Raw genomic sequence first — 11,260 nt, forward strand, 5'->3', positions numbered from 1 at the left:
ACCCTGAAGAGCAGTGACAGTACGGACTTGGCTCGCAAGTTCAGTGAACTGGAGAGCAAGATCGAGCGCATGGAAGCAGACGCAGAAATGGCCGGCTACCATGGAACATCCAGTGCCGCCGACGAGTTCAGCAGAATGGAAAGTGAACATGAGATTGATGCAGAGATGGAACAGCTGAAGGCATCAATGAGCAAGAAGAAAGAGAAGGAGCAGAAGTAATGGACTACTACCACAGGACGCTCTACCGTGAGCGAAGAGGTATGATTCTTGGAGTTTTCCAGGGACTGGCAACGTGGTCAGGGCTTCCCGTACTCCTGTTGAGAATCGTTGGAATCATCCTGCTTTTCTCTGTGGGGTTCATCCCGATGGTGATTGCCTACCTGGGCACAGCCCTCATCCTCCCCTCACGATAGTTTTTTCATGACATAGATCACAGTTCTTCCTCAGGGCTGCTTTACAAGTCTGACTGAAAATCAGACAGAGAAGCAGCCCTCTTTGCATCTTTGCATATATATGTTCATCAAATTGTGTACTACAGCAGATCCTGATATTTTCTGTACAATCCCCTGAGCTGGTCGTAAGTAAGGCCAAGGAGCTTGGCTGCCTCCCTCTGGTTCCCCCCGGCCTGTTTCAAGGCCTCTGCAAGGTAGGAGACATCGAGATCAATACGAGCTTGTCCAAACTGCGACAAGTCCAGTTGTTTCTGCTTTTGTGTGACAACACTTTCCTCTCCCTCCATCTCTCTTTGGGTGAAAGGATTTTCAAATGGATTGAAATCGAGGTGTTCAATTTCTGGGGTATCGCTGCGGTAGACAGCCCGCTCAACCACATTCTTCAATTCACGCACATTACCAGGCCAGGGATAGGATTGCAGGGAAGCTTGCACTTCCTCTGAGAAAACCGGCATTTCGCTTCTACCACACTCAAGAGCCATTTTTGAGGCAAAATATGAGGCAAGCAATAGGATATCCTCTCCACGCTCTCGAAGCGGAGGCAGGAACAACACTTCAAAAGAGAGTCGGTCCAGAAGGTCTTCCTTGAACTTTCCTTCCTTGCAGAGAGTAGGAAGATCTGCGTTGGTAGCACCGATGATCTTCACATTCACCTCATGGGTGACAGAGGAACCAACCCGTTCATAGGTACCATATTCCACTACACGAAGGATCTTCTCTTGTACCTCCAGAGGGATGAGCCCGATCTCATCCAGGAAAAGCGTACCTCCCTCTGCCTCTTCAAATCGCCCCTTGCGGGTCTTCTGGGCCCCGGTGAACGCTCCCTGCTCATAACCGAAAAGTTCAGTCTCGATCAAGGAAGGAGGAAGAGCAGCACAGTTGACGGTTACCAAGCTCTGCTGCCATCGAGGAGAGAGAAAGTGTAATCTTCTTGCTGCAATCTCCTTGCCGCTGCCACGCTCCCCTACCAGGAGGACAGAACGATTCACGGTAGCTGCACGGCTCAGCTTGCTCTGGAAATCTAGGAAAACTTCGCTTTCTCCTAGTGGTTGCTGGTTGTATCCTCCGCCCTGTAGGGATTCCATTCGGTGCTCCTCTGTTGGTAAATTTTGCCATCCTTGGTATGATTTGCCAGAAACAGGGTAGCACAGCTCAGCAGACAAGAAAAGCCGTGTAGCTCCAATCCTTGCTAAAATGGTGATTTATCAAATTTTTCATAGATATATTGGAGTTGGCACGAATCGTGCAACTAGACTTATAGAAACAGAGGTGGTACTACTACCTAAGGAGAGATATTATGGGAGTTTTTTCAAGATTCTTGGATATTGTAAATGCAAACATCAACTCACTGCTCGATAAGGCAGAAGATCCCGAAAAGATGATCAAGTTGATGATGCAGGAGATGGAAGATACCCTGATTGAACTCAAGAGTTCCTGCGCCGCAAAAATGGCCAGCAGGGCAAAGACCGACCGTACCTATAAAGAAGCGCTCAATGCAGTAGAACGCTGGCAGAGCCGAGCAGAACTGGCTATAAGCAAGGGACGCGAAGATTTGGCACGGGAAGCACTACTTGAGAAGAAACAGGCCAAAGCAACACTTGATCGCCTCAAAGAGGAACTTACCACCTATGACGAGGTAATCAAAACCGCAAAGAGTGAAATCAACCAGATTGAGGACAAGCTATCCACCGTGAAGCAGAAGTACCAGATGATGGTTGAGAGGGCAAAACGGGCCAGAGAAGAACAAGCTGCCCAGGAAACCCTGAGACGTGCAAGCGAGGGAAATACGCTTCACCGCTTCAGTGATATGGAAGAGAAGATAGACCGTATGCAGGCTGACAATGACCTGAACCGCAGTGGCTCTACCTTGGACGAGAAATTCCGAGACCTCGAGGAGATGGATGACATCGATGCTGAGATCGAGGAATTGCGCAAACGCGCCGGCCTGTGAGCAAAGGGGTAAGGCATGGAAGCAATCTGGATCTTAACAGTTATTTTTACCTTCATTATAGTCGTATCCACCCTTGATCATCGCTACAGCCTGAGAAAGAAAAAGATCGATGCAGCCCTTCGGATGCGAGAAATGGAGATGGGGTACCCACCAGGGACCTATAGCGACACAAAGTACAAAAAGCGAAAGAAGGGGACTGCCTCTGAAGCCAGCTTCACCGAGTGGCGACAGGGAACCAATAGGGCGGAACTAAGAAAAGGAATTGATGACCTGCAGGAGCGGCTTGCCAACCTTGAGACGATTACCAAGAGCCGGAAAAACTCATCTGAAGGCTTTGAAGATAAGGAATGAAAGGAATGACTACTATGGCTACCAAACGATTGTACAGATCCCCTCGGGGAAAAATTTTCGGTGTTTGCACCGGCCTTGCCGAGTGGAGGGACCTTCCCCCTGACCCGGTCCGCCTGATTGTATTTCTTGTGGTACTGGCAACAGGCATCTTTCCAGGAGCACTCATCTACTTGCTTGCTGCGCTCATGATACCAATGAATCCTGAAGGCTCTTATGACTCGACCATCTATTCAAACGATGCACCAGATTCGAGCGAAGAGGAACTGAAGGCTGAGTATGAACGTCTCAAGCGCAAAGTGGAAAAAATGGAAAGTGAGATGTTCAACAAGGAACGCGACTGGGACGACCGATTCCACCAAGGGAACTGATATGCTGAAGGACACCAACGCCAATAAAATCTTCCTGATCATCCTGGTGCTCATACTCGCTCTCTCCTTCTCCCTCTACAAGGGATGGGAGAAGCGGGGGATCGAGCAGCGCAGGGACCAGCAGATAGACTTCCAGGAGGGAGACTCCCTCGAGGTATCAACCATCAGCAATGACATTATTATTGAGGTTGATGAAGGAGCAAGGCAAGCCAGTATTTCTCTTGGAAAGCATGACAATGAAGAGCTCAAGGTTTCAAAACAAGGTTCCCTGGTAACTGTTTCAGTCACCCCGATCAAACGTTGGTTCATCCGTTTCTTCTCCTACAATCCTTCTCCCTTGATGATCACACTCCCCAGTGAGGACCTGGGACGCCTGGAAGTCACTTCCACCAGTGGGGACATCACCTTGATGCACCCCATGAAAACCAACTCGACGAAGGTTTCTGGCGTAAGTGGCGAGGTTGACTTTCTCACTCTCAGGGCATCAGACAATCTGGAACTGCGTACCGTCAGTGGGGACATCTCTGGAAAAGAAGCCTCCTCTGATGGAGATGTAACGCTCTCATCAACGAGCGGCACGGTGGAAGTCCAACAGATTTCAGGAGCCAAGACCACCCTCAAGACAGTGAGTTCCAGGATAGAGGGAGAAGTTCGCCTTCCTGAAGGGAGCTCTGTTGAGGCCAAGACTACCAGCGGAGCAATTGAATTGAACCTTCGCTCAAGTGAGAACCTCAAGGTGACAGCGTCAACGGTCAGTGGTTCAATCGAGTTCAACGACGAACGACAAACTGGGAATGAGGCCAGCTTGCAGACAGGAGAGGCAAGCACCCTGGTGAGACTTTCATCGGTAAGTGGGGAAATCGATTTGTTATACTAATCTCTCCATAATGAATACACATAGGCAGAATGCATAATGCACTGCCTATTTTTTTACATTCCTTGTAACTACTCAGGTCTCCCAAGCAGTTTTCTAGCCCAAGAAAGCCAGGGAGAATGAGTTGTTGAACAGTTGCACCAATGCCTTGAAGGCGTTGCCACCGTTCTTCCTGACGGTGTCGATGATGGAGAAAATCGTACAGAAGTTGGAGCCGCCATCAGCAGAGCGGAAAGAACCTGCGACCTTCATCTTCAGCTTGCTCATCCTGAAGCTTTTTTCCCCGATATTGTTAGAAAAGGGGACCCTGAAGTCTGTGAAGAACCTCAGTACATCATCCTTCAGCTCCCTGAGACTTTCAATGAGGTTCCGCACCTTTTCCTTCTTTGGCCTGCCCCGTTTCTTTACCTTTGGTGCCTGGAAGGGATTCCTTGAGAAAGCTCTCTCAAGGATCCTGTCGTATTGCCTGCTGAAATCCTCCAGCATCTCCTTGGGGGCACAGCCGATCCCATTCCCCATGAGTTCCTTTTTCCTCTTGTAGAGCGTGCCCAGAAGGTTCTGCATCGACCGGGCCCATCGTTGCTTCTTGTTCTGGATGACTCCCTCAAGTTCCCTGTCTATATATGCCCCGCATACTGCATGGGTGACAGAGCTGAACTGCTCATGGTAATAGGATCCCCAGCAATCATGGACCGCTACCCCTTCGAAACCCCCCAGGATGCCACCGGCAAGGATGCCCTCGACCCCACGCTTGTGGTAGGAACTGATGAGTGTGACCTGCTCGGTGGAGGCCGTATGGGCCCAATGCACCTTTCCCTTCACCCGTATGCCGGTCTCATCAAAATGTGCTGTACCAGAAGCCATGACGAGGTTCTTCAGCTCGGGGACAAGCGAATTGCAGCGGTCCGCACAATCACAAAGGATGTTGCATACCGTTCCCTCACTCACCGAGACACCACAGATGCCGTCCATCAGTTCTCGGATCCTGGAGACACTGACCATCCCGAACGAGGAGAGGGCGACGACCATCGCCTTGAGGTTGCTCCCGTATTGCAGGGGAGCATTCACCCCCTGGGGGTAGTCACCGGTGACAGGCAACCCGCTCCTGGGACAGAGGCCATGGAGGCGGTCATGCCTGGTTTGCTGTGAGACGATGCGTACATCGACCACATCAAAGGATGCCCTGCACGTCTCAGCCAGCTTGCACAGGGTGCACTGATGGGGAAGGCAGCGATGGATGACATCGGGTTCCTCCTTGAGCTCCAGGGTGGAGCCCTTATGCCCTTTCTGGCCTCCTGTCCTTTTCTTGGGAGAAGCCTTTCCTCCCTTGTTGATGGAGGAAGGCTTGGGTTTGTTGAAGAAATCAGTGGAGGACGGCTTGCTGCTGTTGCCGCTGTTCCTGTTCTTCTGTTTCTCGAGCTGTACTATTCTTGCATCCTTTGCAGCAATGACCTGCCTGAGCTCACCGATGGTGCGGGAAAGTTTTTCGATGATCTGGGACTGGGTCCTGTTCTGGTCATTGACCTCGGAGAGCTGGGAAGACTGCCTGATTCCTTGCAGGACCAGTTTCTCATTGGTCGCGGAAAGACGGCAATCTTGAGATTGAGCCGTTCGAATTCCTTCTTCCAAGTATCTTCTGGTGCCATCTAAATCCTATCTCCACTTGAAGATAGTATAGCATATTGGACCTTTAAATACAACTGGAATTCGTTAATTTGCAAGGAATTATATCAGGTTTGGAAGGACTTATAGAATCAGTTTCAGGGGTGACTGGATGATTGAATTCAACAGCAAGACATGGGCTGAGGAGAAAGATTGCTCAAGAAGAAAAGCCTATACCTGAGCAATTACCATTCCTTGCCATATACCTGCATTTTCTTATTTTCATACCTTGCTTACTTGCTATTCTCCCGAATCTATAGGTAGCATACTGCTATCAAGGAGGCACCGTGGAACGAAGTGAACGCATCCTCTATGCTCTACTCATTGTACTTATCAGCTCCCTCATGCTCATAGCCATGATACTTGAGGGTCCGCTCACTGTTTTACAGAATACCCTACGTCTGCAGACTCAAGCAGCTCGCCTGATCAGCGACTTTACTTTGCATGGTGTGGGAACAGCTATGTTCAATGCAGCCACGGTAGGACTACTGGCATTGGTACTCATCTTCCATGCATCAGTCAGCCTTTCTGGGCCAACCATTTCGGCAATTCTGACCATGATGGGGTTCTCATTCTTCGGCAATACATTGCTCAACAGCATCCCACTCATCCTGGGAGTCTGGCTGGCAAGCAAGCTTGCACGCAAAACCTTCGGCTCCTACAGCCTGATTGCCCTTTTCGGCACGGCTCTTGGACCCTTAGTGACCTTTCTGATGTTCTCAACCGACTTGCCCTTGCCTCTCTCCATTCCACTGGGAATTGTAGCAGGCCTTGCCGCCGGCTTTATCCTCCCTGCTGTAGCAGGATCCATGTTGCAGCTTCATCAAGGCTATAATCTGTACAACGTAGGTTTCAGTTGTGGGTTCATTGGTCTGTTTGCATCCAACCTACTCATTGCAGCAGGGAAAATGGAGCCCTTGGCCATTACATGGAGTGAGGAGTTCTCACTCCCCCTCTTCCTGGTAATACCCATGTTCTCCCTATTATTGATAGTGACCGCCTTCTTCATTGAAAAACCAAAGCAGGGTTTTCAAGGGTTGTTGGAAGTGCAAAAGCTCTCTGGACGTCTCCCTTATGACTTTTTTGATACCGGATACACCTCTGGTACACTCTTGAACATTGGGTTGCTTGGCTTGGTCTTCTGGGCGTATCTGATTCTTATTGGGGCACCTATCAATGGGCCAACCATCGGAGCCTTGTTTACCATCATAGCTTTCGGGGGTTTCGGAAAAACCTTGAAAAACACCTTTCCTGTAGTGTTGGGAGTTATTCTCTCTACACTTCTGTTTGACAAGTCTCTGGTTGCTCCAGGCCCCCTCTTGGCAACCCTCTTCGCCACCACCTTGGCTCCAATAGCTGGGCAGTTCGGATTTATAGCAGGACTACTGGCTGGATTCCTGCATCTGGTGATGGTAGAAGTAACCGCCTCCTGGCATGGAGGACTTGATCTGTATAACAATGGCTTTGCCGGTGGGCTGACGGCAAGCTTGTTTGTTGCAATCTTACAGTGGTACAAAACCAACCGCCCCGAGGAGGATTTCACGCAATGAAACGCAAAGAATTATTAGGCCGATTGATTGGGGAGGTTACAAACTTTCTTCTGGACGGTAATCCGCTTCGCTTGGTGGTCTCACTCCACCAGGAAGAGGATGGAGCTCATCTTACCTTCTTTGATGATAAGAAAAGGAGCGAAGCGGAGCTCAAAAACATCAACAAGGCCCTGCATCCAAAACAAGAGCGGCCGGAGCTTGCAGAGTACTATGGATTGATGGCAGGACACGATGTTACCTGGGACTCCCGGCTGAAACTCATTGGATGGCAGATCAAACATGCAGATGTTGATAATTCAGATAGTGGGCTGAGGATTGATCTCTGGCTTGGAAGTGATGCATTCAATCCAGAGAAGTTTAGTATCGGGAAGAAATAACAACAATATTACGACATATTGTCCTTATTGTGTTGCATAATTTATAATCAATCAGAATTTTGTTGCATAAACATACAGAAACTGTTGCATAAATTTTCAGTATCCGGTATTATCCCTACAATTTGAACTGATGGAGAACCTATGAACACAAGCTTTCTTCTTCTCGAGGACGGAACGGTATTCACCGCAACTGGATTTGGAACACCCGCGCCCTTGCTTGGCAAAAAGGCTCCCATAGCAGAGGTGGTCTTCAACACCAGCATGTGTGGCTACCAAGAAATCCTCACCGATCCTTCCTATCATGGACAAATGGTCGTAATGACCTACCCCCATATTGGAAACTATGGGTGCGAAGCTTCCTTTGAGGAGCATCTGGGGTTACCCAAGCCCATCAGTTGTACAGCATTACTTGTTCATTCTGTGTATACAGGCCCTCTTCCCCCAAAGAGGGTCTCTTTACATGATTATCTGCTCACTCACGGAATAGTCGGCCTATGTGGGGTGGATACTCGTGCATTAACCATCCATATACGAAATAAGGGAGCCCAGAGGGCAATCATATTCAGGACTGAAGGGAAGACGCTTTCACGTTCAGAACATGAACATGCCCTCTCCTTGGTGAGAGCTTATCCATCAGTCAGTGAGCTCGACCTTATTGAAGGGATAAGTACCAAGTGCGTGGTCAGGGACCCTCTCTCTGGGGCGCCAAAGGATGCTTCACTACGATTTGCAGTAGTGGACTTTGGGATCAAGCGATCAATTGTCACCGAACTTTACCGTCGAGGGGTGGCCGTAACCCTCTTTCCTCCTACTGTACTCTCTGAGGATATTCTCCGCTCAGGATGTAATGCAATGCTGCTCTCAAACGGACCAGGAGATCCTGAACGATTACAGGACGTTGTCTCGATGACAAAACAGGTCATAGAAGCAGGATTTCCCGTCTTTGGCATCTGCCTCGGACACCAGCTAATAACCTGGGCACTGGGAGGAAGTACGAAGAAAATGAAATATGGGCACCATGGGGGTAACCACCCCGTAGTGGATACCCAAACTGGTGCCTGCTTTGTCACGAGCCAGAACCATAGTTACGCCAGTGAGACGAAGACACTGCCTCCTTCTGCAACAGTATGGTTCAGGAATGCAAATGACAACTCCATCGAAGGATTGTTCTGCACAGACAAGAGAGTAAGCTGTGTCCAGTTTCACCCAGAAGCATCTCCAGGCCCTCATGACGCAACCTGGATTTTTGACCGGTTCATCCTGGATGCCAAGGAGGCAAGCGTATGAGTGCAAGACGTGATATTAAAAGAATCCTGGTTATCGGCAGCGGCCCCATTGTCATCGGACAAGCCTGCGAGTTCGACTATAGTGGCACTCAAGCTGTAAAGGCTTTGAAAGAGGAAGGATATGAGGTTATTCTTCTCAACCCTAATCCGGCGACCGTCATGACAACTCCTGGCATGGCAGACCACATTTACCTCGATCCATTGAGAGTTGAGTATGTAGAACAGATTTTCCAAAGGGAACGCCCAGATGCCATCCTCACTACCATGGGAGGGCAAAGTGGTCTCAATCTGGCACTCGAGCTTGATGAGTCAGGGTTGCTCGAACAGTATGGGGTTCAGGTCATTGGCTCTTCCATCGCATCCATCAAGCTCGCGGAGGACCGTGGAGCTTTCAAAAAAGTTATCGAAGGTTTGGGCTTGGAAAGCGCAAAGAGCTCAATCGTCCACAACCTGGAGGAGGGAATGGGACTCCTTGAGGATTTCCCCTTCCCCCTGATCATCCGGCCTTCCTACACGTTAGGAGGTATGGGAGGATCCATCGCCTACAACAGGGAAGAGTACCCCTCATTACTTGAGCACGCCATGGAAACCAGTCCAACCCACGAAGTCCTCATTGAGGAATCGCTCATCGGTTGGAAAGAGTTCGAAATGGAGGTGATGCGAGACAAGAAGGATAATGCAATTATCGTCTGTTCCATCGAGAATGTTGACCCAATGGGAGTCCATACCGGGGACAGCATCACCATCGCCCCCATCCAGACCCTCGATGAGAGTAGCTACCAGAAGATGAGGGACGCATCAATTGCCATTTTACGCGCAATCGGGGTCGACTGCGGTGGAAGCAATGTCCAATTCGCAGTACACCCCGAAACAGGGAGGATGGTGGTCATAGAGATGAACCCCCGTGTCTCCCGTTCCTCAGCCCTTGCAAGCAAGGCAACAGGCTTTCCTATAGCCCGCTGCTCTGCCAAGTTGGCGGTAGGATATACCCTTGATGAGGTGGTCAACGAAATAACCGGGCAATCAGTATCCTGCTTTGAACCGGTACTCGACTACTGTGCGGTAAAGGTACCACGCTTTGAGCTGGAGAAATTTCCACTTCCCATCTCTGCCTTGGGAACACAGATGCGCAGCATCGGGGAAGCCTTGGCACTGGGAAGAACTGCCCTGGAGGCATTGAATAAGGGGATCAGGAGCTCAGAGAGAAAACTCGAAGGATTATGCAACCTCATTCGCATTGGCCTGTATGATGAAGAGGAGGTTGCAGGGTTTCTCAATAGTGCACACCCCTTGCGCTTGGTTGCTGCCTATACCACGCTCTGCAGGGAAGGATTGGAAGTATTGCCCAAAATTCAGGAGGTCACACAATTTGACCCTTGGTTCCTCAATCTTCTGGTAGAGCAGCTGGATATCGAAAAGGAAGTTGCATTTCACTTGGATGAGGAGACCCTGCTCAAGGCAAAAAAGGCTGGAATGAGCGATGTATATATCGCAATGCTGAGTGGAAGGAAGGCTGAGGACATCGAACGGCTACGGTACGCCTATGAGATGCACCCTGTAACCCATCATGTTGACACCTGCAGCGGGGAGTTTGATGCAATCACCCCCTATCTCTATACCACCTACGGTGAAACGGAGGAAGCAGAACCCATGGGAGAGGATGCGGTGGTAATCCTTGCAAGTGGTCCAAACAGGATCGGACAGGGACTTGAGTTCGATACCTGTTGTACCCTTGCCTCAATGGCCTACCGTAGGCTGGGGCGAAAGACCATTATGGTAAATAGCAATCCAGAGACAGTCTCAACAGATTTCAACATCAGTGACAGACTCTACTTGCAAGGCCTCACCGCTGAGGAAGTGAAGGAGATTCTGCGTCATGAACAGACCCAGCGGGTAGTGGTGCAACTGGGAGGCCAGACTCCACTGAACCTTGCCCCATCCCTCACCCGTGCAGGGGCAAGACTGGAGGGAACCAGCCTGGAAGGACTTTTGGATGCAGGGGACCGTGGCAAGTTTTCAGCCTTGGTCTCAGAGCTTGGACTCAGGCAACCAAAGAACAAAGCCGTCACAAAGAATGAGGACATTCTCTTCACCGCACGCGAGATCGGTTTTCCTGTTCTCATACGGCCCAGCCATGTATTGGGTGGACGGGGAATGTACATCGTGTACGATGAAGCGGGGCTTACCTCCATTGAGGGGATTGAGGCATCAGTTGAAGCCCCTGTATTGGTGGACCAGTTCCTTGAGGATGCCTTTGAGTACGACCTTGATGCAGTATCTGACGGCGAAAGCCTCTACGTAGGAGGTATTCTTCAGCATATTGAGGCGGCGGGAATCCACAGCGGGGACTCTGCTGCAGTGTTCCCTCCGTACAAGAGCACCCCAGAAC

The 11,260-nt window shown here is 50.0% G+C and carries 12 protein-coding genes; 10 read left to right on the forward strand and 2 right to left on the reverse strand.

Annotated features, from left to right (window positions below):
• Positions 1–219 (forward strand): PspA/IM30 family protein (locus JF818_RS12660; protein WP_370570341.1); only part of this gene is annotated, 219 nt, incomplete at its 5' end.
• Positions 219–413 (forward strand): PspC domain-containing protein, encoded by a 195-nt coding sequence (locus JF818_RS12665; protein ID WP_198892352.1) that lies wholly within the window; start codon positions 219–221, stop codon positions 411–413. The genes JF818_RS12660 and JF818_RS12665, both read left to right, overlap by 1 nt.
• A gap of 119 nt (positions 414–532) precedes the next feature.
• Here the strand turns inward: JF818_RS12665 and JF818_RS12670 are convergent, their stop codons facing one another.
• Entirely contained in the window at positions 533–1,537 is a 1,005-nt protein-coding gene (locus tag JF818_RS12670) for a sigma 54-interacting transcriptional regulator (RefSeq protein ID WP_198892353.1), read from the reverse strand.
• Between the two features lie 212 nt (positions 1,538–1,749).
• Between JF818_RS12670 and JF818_RS12675 the strand changes: the two genes are divergently transcribed.
• Genes JF818_RS12675 through JF818_RS12690 form a run of 4 tightly spaced genes read left to right on the forward strand, consistent with a single transcriptional unit; the run spans position 1,750 to position 3,999 of the window.
• Positions 1,750–2,403: a PspA/IM30 family protein gene (locus JF818_RS12675; protein ID WP_198892354.1), complete on the forward strand. Its 654-nt coding sequence runs from the start codon at positions 1,750–1,752 to the stop codon at positions 2,401–2,403.
• A gap of 15 nt (positions 2,404–2,418) precedes the next feature.
• Positions 2,419–2,754, forward strand: coding sequence for a hypothetical protein (locus JF818_RS12680; protein ID WP_198892355.1), 336 nt, complete (start codon positions 2,419–2,421; stop codon positions 2,752–2,754).
• A 14-nt stretch (positions 2,755–2,768) separates the two neighbouring features.
• Complete coding sequence (locus JF818_RS12685) at positions 2,769–3,122, forward strand: PspC domain-containing protein (protein WP_233067774.1); 354 nt, start codon at positions 2,769–2,771, stop codon at positions 3,120–3,122.
• 1 nt (position 3,123) lies between these two features.
• Positions 3,124–3,999 carry a DUF4097 family beta strand repeat-containing protein gene (locus JF818_RS12690; protein WP_198892357.1) on the forward strand — a complete coding sequence of 292 codons (876 nt, stop codon included), beginning with the start codon at positions 3,124–3,126 and terminating at the stop codon, positions 3,997–3,999.
• 93 nt (positions 4,000–4,092) lie between these two features.
• On the opposite strand, the gene JF818_RS12695 is transcribed toward JF818_RS12690, so the two are convergent.
• The gene (locus JF818_RS12695) at positions 4,093–5,625 is read right to left on the reverse strand and encodes an IS66 family transposase (protein ID WP_198892358.1); all 1,533 of its coding nucleotides are present in this window, start codon (positions 5,623–5,625) and stop codon (positions 4,093–4,095) included.
• A gap of 320 nt (positions 5,626–5,945) precedes the next feature.
• Here JF818_RS12695 and JF818_RS12700 point away from each other — a divergent pair, with 320 nt between their 5' ends.
• The 4 genes from JF818_RS12700 to carB form a co-directional block, all read left to right on the forward strand.
• Entirely contained in the window at positions 5,946–7,208 is a 1,263-nt protein-coding gene (locus JF818_RS12700; protein ID WP_198892359.1) for a DUF1576 domain-containing protein, read from the forward strand.
• The gene (locus JF818_RS12705; protein WP_198892360.1) at positions 7,205–7,585 is read left to right on the forward strand and encodes a hypothetical protein; all 381 of its coding nucleotides are present in this window, start codon (positions 7,205–7,207) and stop codon (positions 7,583–7,585) included. Before JF818_RS12700 ends, JF818_RS12705 begins: the two co-directional genes overlap by 4 nt.
• Before the next feature lie 141 nt (positions 7,586–7,726).
• Entirely contained in the window at positions 7,727–8,872 is a 1,146-nt protein-coding gene (gene carA, locus JF818_RS12710) for a glutamine-hydrolyzing carbamoyl-phosphate synthase small subunit (protein ID WP_198892361.1), read from the forward strand.
• Positions 8,869–11,260 (forward strand): carbamoyl-phosphate synthase large subunit (gene carB, locus JF818_RS12715; protein ID WP_198892362.1); only part of this gene is annotated, 2,392 nt, incomplete at its 3' end. The genes carA and carB, both read left to right, overlap by 4 nt.

Source organism: Sphaerochaeta sp. S2, from assembly GCF_016406725.1.
Lineage (GTDB): Bacteria > Spirochaetota > Spirochaetia > Sphaerochaetales > Sphaerochaetaceae > Sphaerochaeta.

Excerpts from the sequence above, each read along its gene's own strand:
- JF818_RS12665 (WP_198892352.1), top strand. The coding sequence starts at position 219 with ATGGACTACTACCACAGGACGCTCTACCGTGAGCGAAGAGGTATGATT.
- JF818_RS12670 (WP_198892353.1), bottom strand. The coding sequence starts at position 1,537 with ATGGAATCCCTACAGGGCGGAGGATACAACCAGCAACCACTAGGAGAA.
- JF818_RS12675 (WP_198892354.1), top strand. The coding sequence starts at position 1,750 with ATGGGAGTTTTTTCAAGATTCTTGGATATTGTAAATGCAAACATCAAC.
- JF818_RS12680 (WP_198892355.1), top strand. The coding sequence starts at position 2,419 with ATGGAAGCAATCTGGATCTTAACAGTTATTTTTACCTTCATTATAGTC.
- JF818_RS12685 (WP_233067774.1), top strand. The coding sequence starts at position 2,769 with ATGGCTACCAAACGATTGTACAGATCCCCTCGGGGAAAAATTTTCGGT.
- JF818_RS12690 (WP_198892357.1), top strand. The coding sequence starts at position 3,124 with ATGCTGAAGGACACCAACGCCAATAAAATCTTCCTGATCATCCTGGTG.
- JF818_RS12705 (WP_198892360.1), top strand. The coding sequence starts at position 7,205 with ATGAAACGCAAAGAATTATTAGGCCGATTGATTGGGGAGGTTACAAAC.
- carA (WP_198892361.1), top strand. The coding sequence starts at position 7,727 with ATGAACACAAGCTTTCTTCTTCTCGAGGACGGAACGGTATTCACCGCA.